Origin of the sequence: Anabaena sp. AL93, assembly GCF_001672085.1 — a bacterium.
In the GTDB taxonomy this organism is placed as follows: domain Bacteria; phylum Cyanobacteriota; class Cyanobacteriia; order Cyanobacteriales; family Nostocaceae; genus Dolichospermum; species Dolichospermum heterosporum.
This window is the reverse complement of sequence record NZ_LJOU01000095.1, coordinates 1-22,139: the sequence shown is the minus strand read 5'-3', so window position 1 is coordinate 22,139 and position 22,139 is coordinate 1. Positions and strand designations below refer to the sequence as shown.

At 39.7% G+C, this 22,139-nt stretch carries 19 protein-coding genes and 1 rRNA gene; 10 read left to right on the top strand and 10 right to left on the bottom strand.

Translation table 11 applies throughout. From position 1 onward, the window contains the following. From AN486_RS21410 to holA, 3 genes are all read right to left on the bottom strand, one after another. Positions 1-91 (bottom strand): 16S ribosomal RNA (locus AN486_RS21410); the annotation flags it as partial. A gap of 543 nt (positions 92-634) precedes the next feature. Then, complete coding sequence (locus tag AN486_RS21405) at positions 635-1,120, bottom strand: DUF4168 domain-containing protein (protein WP_290602473.1); 486 nt, start codon at positions 1,118-1,120, stop codon at positions 635-637. A 107-nt stretch (positions 1,121-1,227) separates the two neighbouring features. Then, a complete protein-coding gene (gene holA / locus AN486_RS21400) occupies positions 1,228-2,214 on the bottom strand; it encodes a DNA polymerase III subunit delta (protein WP_053539321.1) in 987 nt (328 codons plus the stop codon). A gap of 86 nt (positions 2,215-2,300) precedes the next feature. On the opposite strand from holA, the gene AN486_RS21395 reads away from it, so the two are divergent. Next, positions 2,301-3,101, top strand: coding sequence for a DUF1868 domain-containing protein (locus AN486_RS21395; RefSeq protein ID WP_199924242.1), 801 nt, complete (start codon positions 2,301-2,303; stop codon positions 3,099-3,101). Positions 3,102-3,387: 286 nt separating this feature from the next. Here the strand turns inward: AN486_RS21395 and AN486_RS21390 are convergent, their stop codons facing one another. Beyond that, the gene (locus tag AN486_RS21390; RefSeq protein ID WP_290602472.1) at positions 3,388-6,039 is read right to left on the bottom strand and encodes a DUF3536 domain-containing protein; all 2,652 of its coding nucleotides are present in this window, start codon (positions 6,037-6,039) and stop codon (positions 3,388-3,390) included. 463 nt (positions 6,040-6,502) lie between these two features. On the opposite strand from AN486_RS21390, the gene cax reads away from it, so the two are divergent. Continuing rightward, positions 6,503-7,594, top strand: coding sequence for a calcium/proton exchanger (gene cax, locus AN486_RS21385; protein ID WP_290602471.1), 1,092 nt, complete (start codon positions 6,503-6,505; stop codon positions 7,592-7,594). A gap of 824 nt (positions 7,595-8,418) precedes the next feature. Beyond that, the gene (locus AN486_RS21380; protein ID WP_290602470.1) at positions 8,419-8,976 is read left to right on the top strand and encodes a peptidoglycan-binding protein; all 558 of its coding nucleotides are present in this window, start codon (positions 8,419-8,421) and stop codon (positions 8,974-8,976) included. Between the two features lie 74 nt (positions 8,977-9,050). On the opposite strand, the gene map is transcribed toward AN486_RS21380, so the two are convergent. From map to AN486_RS21365, 3 genes are all read right to left on the bottom strand, one after another. Then, positions 9,051-9,878: a type I methionyl aminopeptidase gene (map, locus tag AN486_RS21375; protein WP_053539325.1), complete on the bottom strand. Its 828-nt coding sequence runs from the start codon at positions 9,876-9,878 to the stop codon at positions 9,051-9,053. A 118-nt stretch (positions 9,879-9,996) separates the two neighbouring features. Then, entirely contained in the window at positions 9,997-10,395 is a 399-nt protein-coding gene (locus AN486_RS21370) for a cupredoxin domain-containing protein (RefSeq protein ID WP_306459797.1), read from the bottom strand. A 338-nt stretch (positions 10,396-10,733) separates the two neighbouring features. Further along, entirely contained in the window at positions 10,734-13,565 is a 2,832-nt protein-coding gene (locus tag AN486_RS21365; protein ID WP_290602468.1) for a pitrilysin family protein, read from the bottom strand. 192 nt (positions 13,566-13,757) lie between these two features. On the opposite strand from AN486_RS21365, the gene AN486_RS21360 reads away from it, so the two are divergent. Continuing rightward, positions 13,758-13,895 (top strand): hypothetical protein, encoded by a 138-nt coding sequence (locus AN486_RS21360; protein ID WP_168635257.1) that lies wholly within the window; start codon positions 13,758-13,760, stop codon positions 13,893-13,895. A 32-nt stretch (positions 13,896-13,927) separates the two neighbouring features. On the opposite strand, the gene AN486_RS21355 is transcribed toward AN486_RS21360, so the two are convergent. Then, positions 13,928-14,356 (bottom strand): VOC family protein, encoded by a 429-nt coding sequence (locus tag AN486_RS21355; RefSeq protein WP_053539327.1) that lies wholly within the window; start codon positions 14,354-14,356, stop codon positions 13,928-13,930. A gap of 129 nt (positions 14,357-14,485) precedes the next feature. Next, positions 14,486-15,001, bottom strand: coding sequence for a TIGR02652 family protein (locus tag AN486_RS21350; RefSeq protein WP_027403906.1), 516 nt, complete (start codon positions 14,999-15,001; stop codon positions 14,486-14,488). A gap of 239 nt (positions 15,002-15,240) precedes the next feature. Between AN486_RS21350 and AN486_RS21345 the strand changes: the two genes are divergently transcribed. The 3 genes from AN486_RS21345 (at position 15,241) to AN486_RS21335 (ending at position 17,473) form a co-directional block, all read left to right on the top strand. Further along, the gene (locus AN486_RS21345) at positions 15,241-15,744 is read left to right on the top strand and encodes a gamma carbonic anhydrase family protein (RefSeq protein ID WP_053539328.1); all 504 of its coding nucleotides are present in this window, start codon (positions 15,241-15,243) and stop codon (positions 15,742-15,744) included. 230 nt (positions 15,745-15,974) lie between these two features. Further along, positions 15,975-16,100 (top strand): photosystem II protein Y, encoded by a 126-nt coding sequence (locus AN486_RS21340; RefSeq protein WP_290602467.1) that lies wholly within the window; start codon positions 15,975-15,977, stop codon positions 16,098-16,100. 71 nt (positions 16,101-16,171) lie between these two features. Next, a complete protein-coding gene (locus AN486_RS21335) occupies positions 16,172-17,473 on the top strand; it encodes a folylpolyglutamate synthase/dihydrofolate synthase family protein (RefSeq protein ID WP_290602465.1) in 1,302 nt (433 codons plus the stop codon). Positions 17,474-17,698: 225 nt separating this feature from the next. On the opposite strand, the gene AN486_RS21330 is transcribed toward AN486_RS21335, so the two are convergent. Next, positions 17,699-18,997 carry a sugar ABC transporter substrate-binding protein gene (locus AN486_RS21330; RefSeq protein ID WP_039201368.1) on the bottom strand — a complete coding sequence of 433 codons (1,299 nt, stop codon included), beginning with the start codon at positions 18,995-18,997 and terminating at the stop codon, positions 17,699-17,701. A 196-nt stretch (positions 18,998-19,193) separates the two neighbouring features. Here AN486_RS21330 and pilM point away from each other — a divergent pair, with 196 nt between their 5' ends. The 3 genes from pilM to AN486_RS21315 are packed head-to-tail and all read left to right on the top strand — an operon-like array spanning position 19,194 to position 21,863. Continuing rightward, entirely contained in the window at positions 19,194-20,300 is a 1,107-nt protein-coding gene (pilM, locus tag AN486_RS21325; RefSeq protein WP_290602464.1) for a type IV pilus assembly protein PilM, read from the top strand. A gap of 4 nt (positions 20,301-20,304) precedes the next feature. Then, entirely contained in the window at positions 20,305-21,105 is an 801-nt protein-coding gene (locus AN486_RS21320; RefSeq protein ID WP_039201367.1) for a PilN domain-containing protein, read from the top strand. Then, positions 21,102-21,863 (top strand): pilus assembly protein PilO, encoded by a 762-nt coding sequence (locus tag AN486_RS21315; RefSeq protein WP_053539332.1) that lies wholly within the window; start codon positions 21,102-21,104, stop codon positions 21,861-21,863. Before AN486_RS21320 ends, AN486_RS21315 begins: the two co-directional genes overlap by 4 nt. Positions 21,864-22,139 lie beyond the last annotated feature (276 nt).

The window sequence follows — 22,139 nt, the reverse complement described above, 5'->3', positions numbered from 1 at the left end:
TCCGCCACTATCTCCGAAAAGACCGTTCGACTTGCATGTGTTAAGCATACCGCCAGCGTTCATCCTGAGCCAGGATCAAACTCTCCATTTTGTTTCTTTCGAGTTTGTTGGCTCCGAAATTAGTTAAAATCTCGAATCCTCTTTCAATTATCTTGACGACGAGGATTGGTTTAATCTATTCTTTCAAAGTATTATTTTTTCTCGGTTCAGTTGTCCGGGAGTCGTTTCTTTCTCTCGGCACTTATTTAATATAGCAATCCTTCCTTTTTCTGTCAAGGGGTTTGAGAAATATTTTTTAGGGGGTGGGTCGGAAATAGCTGAAAGCCCTATGCAATTAGGGATTTAGGGTATTTTTGATTTATCTGATCGGCAATAATGTTATGGATATGGCGAAAAAACAAGAGTGATATTTTCTGCTTGATGCAGGTTAGAGAAATATAGTAATAAGTAGGGGTTGCTGGAAAAGTTATCTGTGAGGGACATAAGTATGGCTAACGCCACGCTGCGCTATCAGCAAGCCCTAAGTAGGTGAACACAATAAAACCAAACTGTGTAAAGAAACGTAAAATCGCTGAAAACTTCTTTACTCTTGCCTCTTGCCCCTTGCCTCTTGCCTCTTGTAATTTAAGGTTATTTATTGGGAAGTTTTTGAGGGGGAATCCTTTTGTAAGCGCAGTAATGTATTATAAAGCTGTCGTTTTAAATTACTGTTTTTTTGGATTTCTACGGTAATTTTGTTAAATTGCTCGATGGTGAGACCACTATCCTCAACTATCTTTTGAGAATGGTTGCAATAATTTACGGCAATATCTTTGGCTTTGTTTGGTAGTGTAATGAAACTTTTGGAATCATTACAGATTACTTGGGGAATGTCTTTGCTACCGATCAGGTTTTTAATTTCTTTAAAGGCCTGCTGACGGGCTGGCTCCATGCCTAATACAGCTTTTGCGTAATTAGTTACTTCTGTACTGTTAAGGTTTAAAGTTTGAGCAGTTACTTTGGAATTGAGGCCAAAAGTCCCAGAAATCAGGCTTGTACTGGTAATAGTTGCCAAGATCAAGGATTGATAGGGGGTTCTCTGCAACCGTTTGGTTAAATAAAGACTATAAGTTTTGAGCATACAACAGGTGACACAGAGGGAAAATAGGGAATAACATAATATGTTTGAATTATTTTCTGAATTAGAAGTTCCAGTCAAGATTGAAATTGAATATTTCGATGTGGATATTAAGTGCGGCGGCATATTTGACAAAGTTCGATGACTTTAGTTTGTAGTGTTGAGGTTTCGGATGCACCTTGCTTGAGGCTGACTTCTAATTCTAATAGCAGTGGTAAGGCAGAGATGAGTTGCTGTAGGGGGAGGGATTTGACTTCTTGCTGTAGGAAGTAGATGCGTTTGGGGTTAGAGATTTCAGCACCTTGAGCGATCGCTTGGGGGTTGCGTTCACCACTGTCCATCATCATTTTTACTAATAACCAGGTGCGAAATTGACCAATGAGTGTGGCAACTATCCGTAAACCCGGTTCGGCTGCATTGCTGAGATCACCTAAGATGCCTAAGGCTTTTGGGGTGTCTCCAGTTCTGATGGCTGTTGCTAGTTGTAAGGTGTTTTGAGTAGTATTTCTGACTAATTCCGATACTGTATTCACATCTAAAGGTTTGCCACTACCTTCTGTATAAAGACGTAATTTTTCGAGTTCATTGTAGAGAAGACGGGTATCATTGCCTACGGATTCGGCTAATAGTTCGGCTACTAGGGGACTGATTTTTAGACCGATGGTTTGAGCGACTTGTTGAACTGATTGGACTAAAAGTTCGGTTTTCCAAGGGGGAATGAGGGAAAATTCGGAAATTGTTGCAAATTGTTTGAGGAGTTTTGTGCTTTTCAGTCGTTCATCTGGTTTGTTGCGACTGGTTAATAGTAAGGTAGAGTCTGGAGGGATGACCTTAAGAGTGCGTTGTAATTCTGCGAGGATGTGGTCTGGACAATTTTGCCCCAGAGTGGTGTTGATGAGCCATACGAAACGCCCACCAGCACCGAATGGCGGTGTCATTGCTTGATTTAAAGCTTGGATGATAGGATCGGGTTGATCTGGAGGAAATGAGGTATAGTTAAAACTAGTCCACAGGGGATCAAGAATGCGATCGCGCAAAGTGACTACGGCTTTTTCCATCGCAAAATCATCTTCGCCCCAGTAAACATATATTGGCATGGTAATTTAATTAAAATTAAAAATTAATTTGGTCAAATTGAGTAAATCTCCCTACAATCTATCAAAAGAGCGCAAGGTGATCAAGATTGGACGACAACTACCAAACTTATTTAAATCGGGTAGCACGCATGACGCTACCAGAAGCTTACAAAACCCAGATTCAGCATATTCAGGAATCTTCTAAATTTCGAGTTCATGCTGGAGTCAGAGAGGCTACACCCTTTCCAGGCTATACGCTGATTACCCCACCAGCACAAGAAGACGCAAATAACGCTGCTTTTTACAGCAAAATACAAGCCTATCAACAGCAATTATTAAAGTTACCCATTGCTAGTGATTTGATTGTACCTGTTCCTCCTGCTAGTTTTCATGTGACGGTGGCAGATTTAATTTGGGACAGCGCTTTTCATCATGCTTGTGCAAAAAACCCTCAATTTGCTGAAGATTTGAATTCTCAATTAGCTGAGAGGTTTCAAGAATATCAAAAATTGATGACAAAGGGATCACCTATATCTTGGCAAATGTTAGGATTGATTGTCATGCCCAGGGCTGTGGGTATGTGTTTAGTACCAAAAGATAAACGTTCCTATGAGGAAATTATTCAATTTCGGCGGATAATTTATCAAAATCGCACATTAATGGGTTTGGGTATTGAGCAGCATTATCATTTTACAGCCCATGTGACATTGGGTTACTTTGGCGAAATTCCCCCAGAATTAAACAGGGTAAACCTGACTACCATGTTTTGTGAGTTTAATCAATCATTGCCGTTAGATACGCCAGATTTTCTCATTGATCAGGTGGAATTACGAAAATTTGATAATATGACCCATTATTATCGTCAACCAGACTGGCCAAGTGTAAATTTTAAGTCAATGGGGGTTTAGCAAAAGCTGAATGGTGTCAACTTAAGCTACAGATGGCTTATTTGTTTGGCTTCCACACCCACCCAGAAATGATAGCGTAGCGTGGCGTTAGCCATATTTCATGGCTAATAGTCAAAGTTTACAGGAATATCCGGTAAGCGTAAAGCTCAGTGGCTAAAGCCGCTGAGATATAAGCGACTCGTGCGGTTTTAACCGCATAGAGTTTCTTTTTGGCAAAGGTGGGTTAAAAAGATCAGAGAATTTATCTTTTGCGTTCTATAGTGTTGGCAATGCCCACAGGACAAGTTTATGGCAATTTATCTAAATAAGGACTGACATCAACAGCTAATTTTTGTCCTAGTTTCAGTAATTGACGACATTGCATAGTTTCTGCTTCACTCTCAAGACTGGTAATTCGTGGCAATATTTGACTGTGTAAACAACTCCAATAGAGTTCTTGGGAATGGTTTAAATTAATGCCAAGATGTAATTTATAACCAACATCAATTAATCGTTCTAACCGCTGAATATCTGCATCTATCTTGCTATTGGCAGTATATAATAATTGCCACAATAACCGGACTATTAATTGCTCTAAAATTTGATTACCATCGGGAATATTCAATTGACAACGCAGATGTTCAGCTTCAGTAGCGATCGCTTCCAACTCTCCAATCAAATTCCAGCTTAATTGCAATTCAGTAATATCTTGTTCTAGAGATTTCAACGTTGTTAGACAACGATACCCCAAAGCAATTTCCGCCGCTACCTGTAATTCTCGTGGTACTTCCAACTCATCCCGATGAAAAGCCATAATCACACCGTAATTATCACGATATGCCTGAGTATATAACTGGTCTAATCGTGCCAGTGTATCCTGACTCAACAACCGCATAATCCGGTGACGTTCTTCCGCAAATAAAGTCTGTAAACTAAAGGTATCGTCCCCAAATAATTGAGTCATCACCAAAATCACATGAGCGATACTAGCCTGTTGTAGGGACGTAAACAGCTTTTCCTTGATTTGACTATAGTTACGTCGTCCTGCAAACTGCTGAATACAGCAATGAAAATCCCAACCACCCAAATGCAAAACCGCAAATACTAAATTTTCACTTTCCCAAGTAATATCTGACACTAGCTGCAAATGCCCCACTGCCATAGTTAATGGTCCCAAGCTTTGCTTATGATAATCTAGCTCATGGGCATTATAGCAATAAACACGCTGATGAGGAATATGGTGATGTTTATCTGTTTGTTGTTGAGGGAGAGTATTTTTGTGATGATTAAAAAGGGAAGTAATAGCGTAATGGGAAGCAACTTGTTTAAAATCAATTTGGGCAGTTAGCACTAACTGACGATATATCTCCGCCCCATGTTTAAACTCTTCCACATTACTAGGAGCTAAACCCAAACGTTTAAGAAAGCCTTTTTCTAATTGTACACCTGCCACATCTCCTGCTAATTCTAAAGCGCGAGAGGCATAACGCAAAATCTGTGTTCCCTCTGGGCGAGAAATTTCCTCAAAAAACCAGCCGCAACTGGTGAACATTAGTAAAGAGTGACGCTGCATTTCCAACAAGCGTAAAGCTTCTACCTGTTCAGCCGCTTGGAGTTTGCGAGTTTGATGGTGAGATAGAAACCGGTGAATATTAGCGGGAGTGCGATCGCCCATGACATGAATATATTCGTCCCTCGCTTGCCAAGGATCACGAAATAAGGGATTACCATATTCCTCATAGACATCAATTAACTGATCTCGCAGCCAATTTAACGCATTACGTAAGGGTCGTCGCCATTTTTGATGCCACACACCCCCTTCACCACCACAACCACAATCATCCTGCCATCTGTCCACACCGTGAGCGCAACTCCAAGCCGTCACCGACTTTAATTTTACTTCCCAAGAGGGAGGATTTAAACTTAGATAGTGGGCAAAATTGGTGACAGTCCAACCATGACGGGGAAACTCACCAATAAAGGCATAGGCTAAAGTCTTCTCTGTTCCCTTTTTATGATGTCCAAAAGTTTCTCCATCTGTAGCTACAGAAATCAATTGGGACTGACGATGATCCCCGCGAATAGCCGCCCCAATCCGTCCTGCAAAATGATGGGAATTGTAGACAACATCACTAAAACCCATATCCCGCGAAATTGGACCATCGTAGAAAAAGATATCAATATAGGCAGTTGATGTTTTTGCAGACTCGTCACTATCTAAATAACAGCGATAAGGACGAGTAGGATCAATCTGATTACCCCCCACCTCATGCCATTGACCACCAGAATCATCTCCTGTGGGGATTAGACGACAACGCTGGGCTTGAGAAGGGGCTAAAATGATAAATTTAATGCCTTCCGCTACCAAGGCTTCTAAAGTGGCATAATCTACGGCTGTTTCCGCCAACCACATTCCTTCAGGTTCACGACCAAAGCGAGAACGGAAATCTTCCTTACCCCAGCGAATTTGTGTATGTTTATCCCGTTCATTGGCTAGAGGCAGGATAATATGATTATAAACTTGAGCGATCGCATTGCCATGACCATTGAGGCGATCGCAGCTTTTAGCATCAGCCTCTAAAATCCGCTGATAAACCTCCATATCGTAGCGTTCTAACCACGACATCAGCGTTGGACCGATATTAAAGCTCATGTACTCATAATTATTGACAATCTTCACAATCTCGCCTCGGTCATTGAAGACCCTAGCAAAAGCATTAGGACGATAGCATTCCCAATGAATCCGCTCATTCCAGTCATGAAAAGGACTAGCACTAGGTTGACGTTCAATAGCATCAAGATAAGGATTTTCTCTAGGAGGTTGATAAAAATGCCCATGAACTGTAACATAAACACCCTGAGCAGTTTTCAGAGGATCATGTTCAGGACTGGATTTAGCCTCTTGATCTAATGGTAATATTGAGTCATAACTACTTGGTATTTCCGCTGCCAAAGTCATATATTTTTATCCAAATAAATGTGTAATTTTGAAGAATATTCTTACTATATATACCTTTTTACAATTGTTGTCACTGTGAGGAATAGAAGTTCAGAAGTATGGCTAACGCCACGCTACCATGAGGTAGGGGCGCAGGGCCTGCGCCCATTCAGGAGTATGGCTAACGCCACGCTTCGCTATCAGGAGTTCAGGAGGAAGAATTTGCTCAATCACCAATAAGTAGGTTGGCGTTGAAAATTGTCGTTATAGCAAGGCAAGAGGCAAGAGACAAAAGTAAAGAAGTTTTCAGCGATTTTACGTTTCTTTACACAGTTTGGTTTTATTGTTTATTGTGTTCACCTACTTAACCAATGACCAATGACCAATGACTAATGACTAATGACTAATGTACAGATATGATAGGTATTCAAATGCACATGATATTTTAGACATTGTGTAAAAATCCCCTAAACTCAAGGTAAAAATGTCAATCAAGAACATTATTTTCACCATTCTGCTGCTGTTTATACCCATATCTCTAGCAGCCCACTTTTTAGAATGGGGAGACTTAATAGTTTTCATCACCGCAGCATTAGCGATTCTCCCCCTAGCAGCGTGGATGGGTACAGCTACCGAAGAAATCACCGTAGTCGTCGGTCCAGGAATAGGCGGATTTTTAAACGCGACTTTTGGCAATGCCACAGAATTGATTATCGCCTTAGTTGCCCTGAACGCGGGTTTAATAGATGTCGTTAAAGCCAGTATCACAGGTTCAATTATCAGTAACTTACTCTTAGTTATGGGCTTATCCATGCTACTAGGGGGAATTCGTTACAAAGAACAAACATTTGAATCAGTTGTAGCGCGAGTAAATGCTTCCTCTATGAACTTGGCAGTAATTGCTATTTTGCTACCAACAGCAATGAACTATACCTCCATAGGTATTAGCGAAGCAACCGTGCAGAATCTCTCCCTAGCTGTAGCCATTGTCCTAATTTTGGTTTACGGCTTAACACTACTATTTTCGATGAAAACTCATGCTTATTTGTATGAAGTTGGTATAGCAGAAATAGAAGAAGACGAAGTTACCCATGAAAAACCAAATGTCTGGTTATGGAGTGGTGTGCTTTTAGTTTGTACCCTGTTAGTTGCCTGGGAGTCAGAATTGCTAGTTGATTCCTTAGAAGTCGCTACATCTAAACTAGGTCTAAGCGCACTATTTACCGGGGTAATTTTAGTTCCCATTATCGGTAACGCTGCTGAACACGCCACCGCAGTCACCGTAGCCATGAAAAATAAAATGGATCTGGCTATGTCTGTCGCCGTAGGTTCAAGTATGCAAATTGCCCTGTTTGTCGCCCCAGTCTTAGTAATTGCCGGTTGGATAGTTGGACAACCAATGGATTTAGATTTTAACCCCTTTGAATTAGTAGCTGTTGCTGTATCAGTTTTAATTGCTAATAGCATTAGTTCCGATGGTAAATCTAATTGGTTAGAAGGAACATTACTTCTAGCAGCTTATACTGTCTTGGGTTTTGCCTTCTACTTCCATCCAGTTACTAATGGGATGGGTTAATTACACCATGCCACCGTGCTGACAAATACCCCAACAAATTTATTCAAGATTTGATATTCCCAATCTAATCAATTGGGATTTTTTATCCTTTACCAAGACCTAAATATTTTTTTGATAATTTTAACTCCCTTAAGATAGATGAATAAAATTCATAATAATTATAGTCTCAAATCAGATCATTCTTCCGATATTAACCGCTAGTACCGCCAGGCGGAAGTTAAAAATCAAAAGCAATAGGTCATAAGCTTTTTAGCGAGTGAGAATGGCTGGGTTATTTAAGCCGCAGTGTACTAGATTTATTGTGAGAATCTTTACAAAAAAGAGAGTGGGGAATAGGGATTTTTATTTGTTCCCATTTATTCTCCAGATATTCAATTAATTTTGCTCGGATACCTGTATACAGGTATTATACTAAACACGGGTGAGATTTAAACTTTTGCCAAATGACAAAGAACCCAGATGTGTAGGGGTAAAGCCCGCCTGGGAATGAATTCCCAGTCTAATAGCAGAAGTTGTCTTTTGATGACTAAATAACCCGGAAATTTTTGAGTAAACTTGAGTTTACTTTCGCTATTAGCCCGGAAATATGGCTTACGCCACGCTACGCTATCATTTCTGGGTGGGTGTTGAAGCCAACAAATAAGCCATCTGTAGCCTAAGTTGACACCAATGAAGCTCTTGCTTTACCCCTACCTTTAGAATCAAACAATCAAGCCGTTTTGAGTATATATTTAATTTTCTAAATAACTCAGTACCATTCTACATTGCCTCTACTTTTCTTTTGCTATTTACTACTTTATAAATAAGCACAGCGATAAAATAAAATGACTGAAATCGGACTGCTGATGATGGGTGTATTGAATCCAAAACCACTAAATGTACCCCATTTTCTCTCACAGAAAATCTTTCCCAGAGAGAATGGTATGGGTTTAACAAATGATCAATCCAATAAATTAGCTGTTTACCATCAAATTACACCGCCAGAATTTACTCAAATCGGTATAACTTCCCCAAATCATCTTTCAATCCTCTCATTCCGAAGGCACAAAATCTTTGAGCAAATAACCCAAAAACAGATGCCCCTCAGTTCTTTTAAAATAGCTGATGCTGGCAATATCCCCATAACAAAAAAAAGAGGTATTCCGGTATCCACAAGATATCCCAGAACCCAGAACCAACCCATGCCGGTTATTAGTTTTGGTAGTTCAGGTATATCTGTGAGAGCTTTACAAAAACTTTTAATTGCCAACGGTTATGGAATACCTATTGATGGAGTTTTTGGACCAGTCACCGAAACTGCTGTCAAAGCTTTTCAAAATCGTCGCCGTCTATCAACAGATGGTGTCGTTGGTCAAAAAACTTGGTGGGAATTAACAATTTAATTGGTCAGTTGTCAGTTGTCATTTGTCATTTGTCATATAAATCATATAAATCATCTAAATCAAAAGAATCATAGTTAAAGATGAGTTCTATCAGTCAAAATTTCATACCCACTATCTGTAACTAATACAGTATGCTCAAATTGAGCAGATAAAGCATTATCAACTGTTACCGCAGTCCATCTATCAGCTAAAATTCGGGTATTCTTAGAACCAGCATTTAAAATTGGTTCAATTGCTAAAGTCATTCCTGAACGCAATTTCACATTTGGTATCTCACGAGTCCGATAGTTAAATACCGCTGGTTCTTCGTGTAAATTTCTACCTACACCATGACCAGTAAATTGTTCCACCACTGTAAATCCATTGGCTTTGACATGATCTTCAATTGCACCGGCAATCTCCGTTAAATGGACACCAGCTTTTACTTGTTCAATCCCTTTATATAGAGATTCCTCGGCTATTTTAATCAGTCTTGCGGCTTCACTCGTCACACTACCCACAGCGATAGTAATACAGGAATCACCATGAAAACCTTGATAATAAGCACCTGTATCAACTTTTAATACATCACCTGCCCGAATTACCTTTTTATGGCTAGGAATTCCATGGACAACTTCATGATTAATGCTAGAGCAGATGGAAGCGGGAAACCCATGATATCCTTTAAAGCTAGGAGTTGCATCCATTTCGCGGATGCGTTTTTCCGCATAAGCATCTAAATCAGCCGTTGTCATTCCTGGTTGCACTAACTCAGAAATTTCTTTAAGAACAGTTGCCACAATCTTCGCCGATTGCCGCATAATTTCGATTTCACGGGCTGATTTAATTTCAATCCCTCGGCGTTGTTGTTTTTCAGGTTTTGGCTGTGCTGGTTGCGAAAGTAGGTTGGTGAAAATATTCATATGAAGTTTAGGAGTTAGCGGCGCTTTACCGATTGGGTTTGAAGTTGTTGAGATTTATTGCCAAAAATATCTATATTTTAAGTTAACTTATTTTGCGTCTCTAGGGATAGATTATCACTTACTTAATGATAATTTCTCCTTTCATGCCTGCTTCTGTGTGTCCAGCAATAGTACATCGTAAAGTGTATTTACCTGGTTTCATAGGTACAAATACCCATTCTGCCTCTGCGCCGGGTTTAAGTTCTAATTCGTGAATATTACCTTTAATTTCTACATTTCCGGCTTCGACTTTTTGCGTCCAAATTGCATCGGCAAAGTCTTTGGCTGTAAAATAGTGTTTTTGTGAGCTAGGATTACTTAATTTGAGATTGTAACGTTTACCTGAGATCAATTCTAAGTGATTTGGCTCAAATTTTAATTCATTACTAGAATTACCCAAGTTAACTGTAATTTCTATAGCTGGTTGTTTTAGTAAATTATTAGATAGGTTTTCTGCTGTTGCTGGAGATACACCCATGATTACCAGACTGATTAGCAGGGAAAATATACAGATGATTCGAGGTAGATTGTAGTAGACCTGAATTAAGAAGTTACTCATGACTAAATGGATATTTGCAAATCACATCTATTCTTATCATTAAGATTTATGGCTCTACCGCTCCCTTTATGATATTCTACGAAAAAATCATTGAAACCCTTGCTCTAACTGGATTTGAGGGTTTAATATCTTCAAAAATAAGCGATTCCTACGGAGCGCTTCGCTATCGCTCTTAATTTAGGCAAAACACATATACAGTAATGGTTTTGTACATATAAAAGGGATATTTAATCATAAGGGGAACGGTAGAACCAGATTTATTTAATCTTTTTATGGGCAAGAATTGGTGGACCTGCTGTGACAACTACAATTTTATCAGGATGAAGTAATTCACGAGCAGCTTGATTGACTTGATTGAGGCTGACTTGCTCTATTTTGCTGATATATGATCGCAATTCTTCCTGATTTAAGCCGTAAACTTCATTCATTACCATTTTTTGGCTTAATTGTTCGGGATTGGCTAAGGAAATATTATAACTGCTGATTAAATTCCGTTTGGCTGTTTCTACTTCAATAGGGGTAACACCTTGTTGATGAACTTGTTTGAGGAGGTTGCGGGTACTGGAAATTGCTTTGGGTGCGTCTTCTGGACTGGTTTGCATTTCAATGAGAAATGTACCAACATTTTTACCTGTGATGAAATTGCTATAAATTCCGTAGGTTAAACCTTGGCGATCGCGCACTTCTGCCCCTAGTCTACTCGATAATGTATCCCCTCCGAGAATTTGATTCAAGATCATCGCTGCATAAAATCGTTTATCTTGACGATTAATGCCAGTATAACCCATGTAAGTTATCGCTTGGGGTTTACCAGGAACAACAGGATTAACGTTAATCATATTTTTCGGCATCCCTACATTGGGATATTTTACCGTTGGTGGTTTGCCTTGAACTTGCCAATCTCCTAATTTTGCTTGAATGAGCGATCGCACTTTGTTAACATCAAAATCACCGACAATTGCTAAAACTGTAGTATCAGGACGATAATGTTGCGCTTTAAAAGCTATCACATCTCGACGTTGAATTTTGCTAATACTCTCCGCAGTCGGAAAGGTATGTAATGGATGTTTTTTCGGATAAATGGACTGCACAAAGGTCCGATTTGCAACCTTATCGGCATCATCTAAATCTGAATCTAAGGAAGTTAAAGCTTGTTGACGCGCAATAACAAACTCTTTTTCAGGAAATGTACTATTTCTAATTACATCCGTCAAAGTCCCCAGCAAAATAGGTAAATCCACCGCTAAACTACTACCTTTAATCTGCACACCTTCACGATAAGCTTCAAAATTCAAATTTGCGCCCTTTGCCTCTAATCCTTTGGCAATAGTCCGCATATCTTGATTTTTAGTGCCATTCATCAGATTTACTGCCACTAAAGAAGCTAATCCTCCCTGATTGTCGGACTCAAATTCTGTTCCCGCTTTAATATTGCCGCTTAAAGTAACTGTCGGCGTAGTTTTATCTGGTAACAGTAGTATGCGTAACCCATTAGCAAATTGTAATTGCTGGGGTATTTGTCTTTTCTCAGCTTTGGTTAATATGTCTAAAGGTGGTAAATACTGCTGAACCTCCGCAGGAACTACAGCTATATCAGTACCAAAATTCTCTTGTGTTGGTGTTGAATAAGATGAACTTTGAATTGTTGCTACTTGTTTAGTCGGTTCAAAAAATCCCACTTTCCGTGCTTCTGGTTGCAAGTATTTATTGATGACATTAATCACATCAGAAACTTGAACCTTACGAATATTTACTAAGTGATTTTCGGTATACTGGTAATTATCGGTCGTGATTTGATCATTACCCAACTGCATAGCTTGATTGGTAATATCACGGTTATTTAAAATTACTGAAGCCGTTAATTGGGTTTTTGCTCGTTCTACTTGTTCCTTTGTCACACTGATTTTAACAAGTTTATCCAGAGCCTTGATTACCGCCGCATCAAGTTTAGTTAAATTCTGAGTTCCCACAGATGTCACTAATATTTCATACCAACCACCCGCGCGTAAACTAGCGACATTTGCCGAAACATCATGAGCTAAACCTGATTCAACTAACTCCTGATACAAGTAAGAATTTTTACCCGCAGTCAAAATATAATCCATGACTTCCAGTGCGGGGATATCTGGTTGATTAATTCGAGGAAGTGGGTAAATTATTTGTAGTAATGGATTTCCCCCCGGTTCTTGTAACTTAATCACAGGTGTAGGAGTAGCGGCTGGGGATGGAATTATGAGCTTATGGGGTGAATATTGGCGTTTAGGGATTTTACCAAAAACAGTTTCTACCTTTTTCAAAGTTTGTGAGGTGTCAAAATCTCCCGCAATTATCAAAACAGCATTGTCAGGACTATAGAATTTTTGGTAATATTCCCGCACTTGGGCAACTGTGAATTTTTCCACATCAGCTTTAGTCCCACCAATAGGTAATCTATAGGGATGATCTGGGAAAACCGACATCATCACAGCGCGATTCAGCCTATATGCTGGGCTATTTTCATAACCTTGTAATTCAGAAATAACTACTCGTTTCTCACTAGCTAACTGTTGAGGATCTATTAGTGAGTTTTTCATCCTATCAGCTTCTAGCGTCAACAGAGCAGTGAGTTTGTCCCGTTCTGCCGTATTGTAATATGCAGTTTGGTCATAACTGGTAAAAGCATTAGAATCACTGCCTAAAGCACTAAATAACCGCCCAAATTGAATCGGACGATTGCTAGTACCTTTAAACATAAGATGCTCTAATTGATGGGCAATACCATTTACACCAGATGCTTCTTGACCTGAGCCAAACTTGTACCACACCTGTACTGTGACTACAGGAGCATTATGAACCTCTTTAGTGAGAACAGTTAACCCATTATCAAGGACTGTTTTCCGAACATTTGCTGTAATAGCGAGATTTGGTGTTTCCTTAGCGACTAGTGTTTTATGAGATTTTTCTGAGTCGAAGTTGTGGAGACGGGGAGAAAAATCCGCCTTGTCTCCGCTAAAAGCAGCATCTTGATGGAAGATAAAAGCTGCTATTACCCAGATACTCAAGATAAATAAGGAAAAGCGATGTCGTTGTGCGATAGAGAAAAAAGACATACTCTTTGGCGAATAGCTATAGGAATCCGGTTTGATTCCTGAATTTTCCGTTGAGTTAGGGAACAGGGAACAGGGAACAGGGAACAGGGAAGAAGGATTTCAGTATGTACCGAGTTCTGTTCAAAAATCAAATAGGAGTCCTATATATGTAATTTAAGTTACATATATTGATTGACTGAGAAAATTGGGCAAATGTTTCTGTACCTCATGGAAGGAGTCAGGAGTATGGCTAACGCCACGCTGCGCTATCAAGAGGTAGGGGCGCAGGGCTTGCGCCCATTCAGGAGTATGGCTAACGCCACGCTGCGTTATCAGGAGGAAGAAGAATAGTTTTCACCAATTACCAATTACCTGTTCCCTTTTCAAGTTGATTTATGCAAAAACCGCAAAAATTCCAGAGGCAACCCGTCAAAATCAGCGATAAACGCAACTTCTAAAATGTTATCGCCAATTTGCTGCTGTGTAGGTTCTAAAAGAATTTTCAGGGGTGGTAAATATTCTATTGTTGCTAACCGTATTCTTAAACTTTCCAACCAAGTTGGTAAATCTGATGTAATCTGTGTCACATCAAACGCCAGATGATAATAGCCTACATAATGCTCATCATTAAAAGCATCTGGGGCTGGTTTGGGTTGGGGAATTTGGATGAGTTCAATTCGAGTCCCTAAACCTTCCATCCAGCAAGCTAGAGTATAACCGGTAGTGAAGCGATCGCCTACCTTAAACCCTAGCTGCTCATAAAAAGCGATCGCTAAATGGATATTTGCCGTTCTAATAGAAGCATGGTGCATAGAATTTTGGATTTTAGATTTTGGATTAATCTACAATCTAAAACCCAAATTGGGGAACAGGGAACAGGGAACAGGGAACAGTAAGATATTTATTTAGACTTTCTTCTCTCTTACCTCTTGCCTTATTACCTACTCAAACAACCGAAAATATGGGTAACGCACCGGCACACCAGGTTCTTTATCCAAATCAAAGTTAATTACTTCCCAGCAAGGTTCAGCAGCGGAATCGGGGCTAAACTCTACAGGTAAGCCATATAATCGCGCCCCCGTAGCAACTTCCCCTTGTCCAGAACGCCAAGGTGTACTCCGTTCTAAATAGCCACTCATCAACTCCTGATAACGGTTAGCAACAATAATCCTCGTAGCTCGATAACCCTGAGTATAAAGCTTGTCCAAAGCTTCATGAATTTCAAAGCGAATCCCATCAGGATGAGTATGTTGACGATACCATTCTCCATCCCATCTGCGCCAATGACGACCAGACTGTAAATGAACTAACTCCCCAGTTTTGGGTTCAGCTTCAAATGCGCCATGACGAGGACATAAATAAGTATCCGTCAATGTCAATGCCGAAATCGTTTGGCGACAGTGAGGACACTGTATTTCAGGGCCAAATATCGGGTACTGAAAGCCTGGATTTATCATGAAGTGCGTATAAACATAATATTGTGTTTTTTGCCAGCACCGGTAGGTTTAACTTTACACTCCTGTTCCACCACTTTAGATAACTTGCTCAATGCTACATAAAATGAAGATAGTGCTTGAGAAGAAGTTTCACAACCGCCTAACGATAGAAGGTTAATGTCGTGATATTCTGGTTTCGCAACCAGTTCTAAAGGTTGGAGTTTCTCCAGTGTTCCTGGGTACCATATCCATATTCTATCGTGTCTATCTCTTCCGTCTGGAAATCTCCAGAATTTTCTCAAGCTGCTTTTGTGGCAGCAAATGCCATCATTATTGGTTCTGTCACCATAGCAGCCAAAGCCAGCATTTGGTATGGATCTGTGGTGAGAGGTGATGTAGAACGCATTGAAATTGGCGAATGTACAAATATTCAAGACGGGGCAATTCTTCATGGTGATCCCGGTGTCCCCACAATCTTAGAAGATCATGTCACTGTCGGTCATCGCGCTGTGGTACATTCTGCTCACATTGAGCGTGGTTGTTTAATTGGTATTGGGGCAATAGTCTTAAATGGCGTAAGAGTCGGCACAGGTAGCATTATCGGCGCAGGTGCAGTAGTCACCAAAAATGTACCCCCCGGTTCTCTAGTCATGGGTATTCCCGGTAAAGTAGTCCGTCAACTCACAGACACTGAAATCACCGAACTCATCGAACACGCCGAAAAATACCACCAATTAGCCCTTCTTCACGCTGCTAATGGGTAATTGGTAATTGGTAATTGGTAATAAAACTCTTCTTTTCTTCCCTATTCCCTGTTCCCTGTTCCCTATTCCCTGTTCCCTATTCCCTATTCCCTATTCCCTGTTCCCTATTCCCTGACTTTTAATCAAACTTTACATAGAATCTGGGAAAAATTCCCCAATTTAGATAAAAATAAAAGTTGAGAACTGTTGACAAAACTTAAGATTTTTTAATTTACAGAGGGCTTCTAGATATGGACCTTGATAATCGTGTATTAATTGTTTTAGCACCTGTAGCGATCGCTGCTGGTTGGGCTGCTTTCAATATCGGTGCTGCTGCTCTTAGACAAGTACAAAACTTTTTGAGCAAAGAAGTGTAATTTAGGGAACAGGGAACAGGGAAGGGGAAAGAAATTACCAATTACCAATTAATTACCAATTACCGATTCTCATGAACGTAGATTCCCTGCTTCAACCCTTTCAGCATTTTGGTGTGAATTTGGGATTGTCTCGGATTGTCAACTTACTGGCAACCTTGGGAAATCCCCATCACCAAGTGCCAATTATTCATGTAGCTGGAACTAACGGTAAAGGTTCTGTTTGTGCTTACCTGTCTGCGGTACTTACTGAGGCTGGTTATAAAACCGGACGCTACACATCTCCCCATTTAATAGATTGGACAGAAAGAATCTGTATTAATGAATATCCAATTGATAGTAATAACCTGTGTGAATTAATACTACAAGTTCAAGCAGCCATTAATCCAGAAGAAGAATCACCTACTCAATTTGAAGTCATTACCGCTGCGGCTTGGTTATATTTTGCCCAGCAAAAAGTTGATATTGCCGTGATAGAAGTAGGATTAGGGGGGCGTTTAGATGCTACTAATGTCTGCAATAATCCTTTGGTTACAGTCATTACTTCTATTAGTCGAGAACATTGGCAACAACTTGGACCAACTGTAGCCCATATTGCCAGAGAAAAAGCCGGAATTATTAAACCGGGATGTCCTGTGGTGGTGGGTTCATTGCCAGAAGCTGCGGAAAATGTTGTAAAATCGCGGATTCTAGAGTTAGAATGCCCAATTTTTACCCCACAACCATCTGATCAAATTAATCAAAACTGGGCAGAATATCAAAAAATATCAAGTCCAGAAACAATCAAATATCCCTTACCATTACAGGGAAAAATTCAATTACATAACTCAGCTTTAGCTTTAGCTGCTTTGGAAATATTGCAAACACAAAATTGGCAAATTTCTGAGAAAGCTATGATTAATGGTATGGCTAAAACCAAGTGGCCAGGGAGAATGCAATGGACAACATGGAAAAGCCATAAACTCCTCATTGACGGCGCACACAACCCAGCCTCAGCCACAGTTTTACGTGATTATGTAGATACTCTCAATATCAAAAATATAACTTGGGTAATGGGAATGCTGGCAACTAAAGATCATGGTGAGATTTTTCAGGAACTTCTCAAAGCAGGAGATAAATTATATTTAGTTCCAGTACCTGATAGCAATTCAGCAGATTTAACAGCATTAACTAAGTTGGCAACATCAATTTGTCCAGATTTGAAATTTTGTCATATATATCAAGATGTATTTTCAGCTTTAGAGACTGCTTTTAGTGCTACAGATAATCAAGTTGTTTTATGTGGTTCTTTGTATTTAATTGGTAATTTTTTAGCATCTTTGTCTGATAGCGCGCTATCAGACAAAATAAATCATCCTGAAAATCCTGATTTGTGACAAATATACTAAACACGGATGAGATTTAAACTTTTGCCAAATGACAAAGAACCCAGATGTGTAGTAGGGGTAAGGCAAAAGCTGATATGTGTCAACTTAAGCTCAAATCCCTACCACATCTCGTTCCTAGTCTCTGACTAGGAATGAGACGACTTGAGGTTTTTCGTAATTTTGTAAAAGTCCATGTCTGAACCGTGTTTAGTATACCTAATCCCCCATAATCAATTACCGATTATCCCACTGCTGGGCGGCATCTTCCACAGCTTTATCTACTGTTTTTTGTCCTAACATTGCCGCTTGTAAATTTTCGTAAATTGATTTTTGCAAAAGTTTAGAATCTTTGAGTTTGGGGGTTAATACCTCCGCTTGTTTTAATTGTGCCGCACTAATCACCCGCCCCTTTTCCGCCGATGTAGCATTAGCAGGAACTTCCTGGAAATAAGTATCAGACAATGCCTTAACTGTAGAAGGTAGAACATTAGCAGCTTTAGCAAAGGCTAATTGGTTTTCATCATTTGTAACAAATAAAGCAAACTTAACAGCCTGATCAGGATATTTACTATCACGAGGAATAACTATATTCATCACGGCAACATTTTTCTTACCCGTATCACCCGTAATTTGTGGCGCAATTGCCGAAGCTTGGGCAACCTTGGGAGCATTATTGGCAATAGTTTTCAGAAATTCAGGACCAGATGCTAAAAAAGCTGTTTCTCCAGACTGGTATAAATCTATAGCATGACGATGTCCTTGAGTTAAAGACTCCTTGGGCAACAAACCTTTTTTATACAAATCTACCCAATATTGAAAAGCAGCTTTTCCTTGCGGGGTATTAAAACCGGCTTTACCTTCAGCATTAACAAGGGTGACACCCATTTGTACCAAAGATTCCAGCACCTCACCAGAGTCCTGGGGGACAAAAGTAGCGAATATTGCATACTTACCAGTTTTATCCTTAATTTGTTGTGCTGCTTGCCCTAATTCTGCATAAGTGGCAGGAGGTTTTGTCATACCCCCTTGTTTTAACAAATCGGTGTTATAAATAGTTAGTCGCGTGGTGAGATACCAAGGAATCCCAAAACTCTTACCATTGAGGCTACTTGCTTGCCAGATATTTGGTAAATAGGTAGAACGGACTTGACTAGGAACTTTAGCATCTAAATCTAACCAAGCATTTTTACCTGCTAATTGGGAAGCAAAGTCAGGATTAAGGTTAACAACATCTGGTGGCGTTTTTGCTGAGACTGCTGTTAGAATCTTGTTCTCCATCGCTGACCAAGGTATGTCTACCCATTTAACTTTGATACTTGGGTTTTGTGATTCAAATGTCTTAATCAGACCTTGGAAATAGTCGGTAAATTGCGGTTGGAGTTGCATTGTCCAAAACTCAATGGTGGCAACCCCAGCAGCCGCAGGTTTGGGATTATTATTAACATTGCTTGTGCTACAACTAACAATCCAGCTAGTAAATAAGCCTAGTAATGCTAAACAAAACAGTTGTTTAAATTTTTGCAATCGAATCATCGTAGTAGGTGGTAGTATTTTTAGAATTAATCTGGGTAAAAAGAGGATAGAGAATTGTGGAGCTTATAGGATATATCAATTGTAGTAATGGGTAATGGGTAATGGGTAATTGGTAATTTTCTTCCTTCTTCCTCGTGACTCCTGACTCCTGACTCCTAACTTCTTATTTTTCTTTAGTAATCTAACGGGTAAAACAGTGGTTAAAGCCTTTACTAGTTTCTTTGGTAAATCCAATAGAGGTATTGGGATTGAACTAGCGCCGGAACGGGTGAACGTAGTCCAACTACGCAAACAACGCCAAAACTTAAAAATTGAATCTTTGACAACCGTACCAGTGCCAGAGGGTATATTTACTGATGGTCAAATTACTGATTCTCCGGGAATGTCCGAAATTATTCAGCAAGCGATCGCCCAAAGCAAAATCAAAGCTACACGGGTGGCTACTTGTATTCCAGGAAGAGATGCGATCGTTCGCTTAATTCCCGTCCCCTCGGAATTAGATGACCAAGAATTGCGAGAAATGGTACTTAACCATGAAGCCTGCTTATATTTGCCCTATGACCGCCAAGAAGCTGATGTTGATTATCAAAAACTTGGGTACTTTATAGACGAAGACGGCATCGAGAAAGTACAAGTATTATTAGTGGCGACTCGTAAAAATGTCACTCAAACCTATTTGAATACCTTTGAACAGGCAGGATTAACCGTTGATATCTTAGAAATTAACAGCTTTGCCCTCATTCGCACCATCCGTGATCAACTGCGGCTATTTGGTCCAGAAGAAGCAGCCGTATTAGTTGATATTGAATTTGACAGTACAGAAATTGCCATCATTATCAATGGTGTGCCACAATTTTCTCGAACAGTGCCAATAGGAACTTATCAACTACAAGCAGCACTGTCAAGAGCCGTGAACCTACCCACATCACGGGATATGGATATATTAGAGAGCATGACTATTCCCACAACCTCAGCAGATTCAGTCAATACTGGGGTAACAGGTAGTAATCCTGGAATGGCTTCTATGTTGAGAATTTTGGGAGAATTAGCCGATGAACTGCGCCGTTCCATTGATTTTTACCTTAATCAAAGTGAAAATCTAGAAGTCGCACAGATTCTTTTAGCAGGTCCTGGGGGAGGATTACCACAAATTGACGAGTTTTTTACTCAAAGATTGAGTTTACCAACTACCCAAATAGATCCAATTACTTCTTTGTCCTTGGAGGTAGATGCTGAAAAATATCCTTTAATTAAACGTCCTGGGTTGGGTATTATCCTGGGTTTAGGAATGCGAGGGGTGTAATAAAATGTACAGTTTAGATATTAACTTTCTTAAAGATCGCCCAGAATATCAAAAGCAAATAGCAACGAAAGTTGAGAAGTCACCTATTCAACTAGGGAATTTAATCCCAGTTTATATAGGAGTGGGAGTAGGTTTAGTATTCCCAGCTTTAATATTTATTGGTTTATCCATCCTGGAAGGGAAAACCGCTGAAGTCACCCAAGAAATCGCCAAGTTAGAGGAGGAAGGTAAGAGCTTAGATAGTAAAATAGCCAACATTAGCAAAATTAAAGCAGAATCAGCCGGCATTCGTACCCAAAATAAAGCCTTAGTAACAGTGTTTGATCAAATACGTCCTTGGTCAGCAATGTTACAGGATTTGCGCGATCGCATTCCTAACAAAGTGCAAATCGAAACCATTAAGCAAATTGCCCCCCCTCTCCCTGGTAAAGATGCCGTAGCTGCTACCACCCCCAACAACACCAACACCGCTGGATTCTTAGAAATTTCTGGTTTTGCCATTTCCTATCCCTTAGTTAACGATTTTGCCCTAAGTATAGGACAATCTAAATTTTTCAATAAAGAAGAAACCAGAATCATCACAGCAGAATTAATAGATGCACCAGCCATAACAGGATTTCTTCCCCCAAAAACTGATAAATCTGATCTAAAAATTAAACCCATTCAAGTAGTTAAATACACTATTAAAACAGGTTTAAGTAATGTGCCAGCATCTGATTTAATTCAAGAATTAGAGAAAAAAGGTACAGTCGGACTAGTAGATAGACTTCGTAATATCAAAAAAGTAGGAGTCATTGCCCAATGACATTCAGTGATGATTTAAATTTCCCCAATCAAGGTACAGAGATTCAAAATTCTGGTCCTGTTGTTTTTGGTGTCACCTTAACACCAACTATTATTGGTGGTTTAGTCGGCTTCTTAGGTGTAGCTGGTGCAGGTTATATGCTATTTAACATTGCCCTTCCCGTTTGGGATACCTATCAACAACTGCAAACCAAACAAGATCAACTACAAACAGAAGTTAATCAAAAGAAAACCCAAGCTCAACAAATTGGTAAAATAGAAGCCGATTTAGTCGAAGCCAAACAACAACAACAACAAATTCTAGCTTTATTTGCAGATGAAAAAAGTTTGGATACTCTATTATTAGATACCAGTCGGTTAATAGATTCCAGTAATAGTAAAGCTTTTGGTAATGCCATTAGAGCCAAACTAAAAAGATTTGTCCCGACCTCTGAAAAACCTGTTCTCGTAGAAGATGGCAGTTTTGGGGTAGAAGTTAACAATAAACTCAAACACAGTATTATCACTGTGGACATGGAAGGGGATTTTGAACAAACTCAATCAATCATACGAAACATTGAGCGATTACAGCCTTTATTGTTAGTTAAAAACTATGACTCTAGATTATCTACACCAGAAATGTCAGAGGATAAAGATAACCCCGTGCAAATTGGTATCGGTAAACTAACAACAACTTTTGCCCTAGAAGCTTTAATGCCACTAACTCCCGAAGAAATAACCGATTTAGCCGCTAAAACAGCAGCAACACCGAAAAAATAATCAAATTTGAGGTAAGAGGCAAGAGGCAAGAGGCAAGAGGCAAAAGGCAAAAGGCAAGAGGCAAGAGGCAAGAGGCAAGAGGCAAGAGGCAAAAGGCAATATGCTACAGGTAACAGGCTAGAGGTAAGAGGCAAGACGTGAGAATTGAGATGACTATTTTAGGGGAGGAGATTTCAGAGTAACAGTTTCATATTAGGGATTTAGTAGATAGTCCCTCGACTTTGGAGGACGATCACAGCACAACGCTATCTCATAAATTAACTAATTATAAATCTC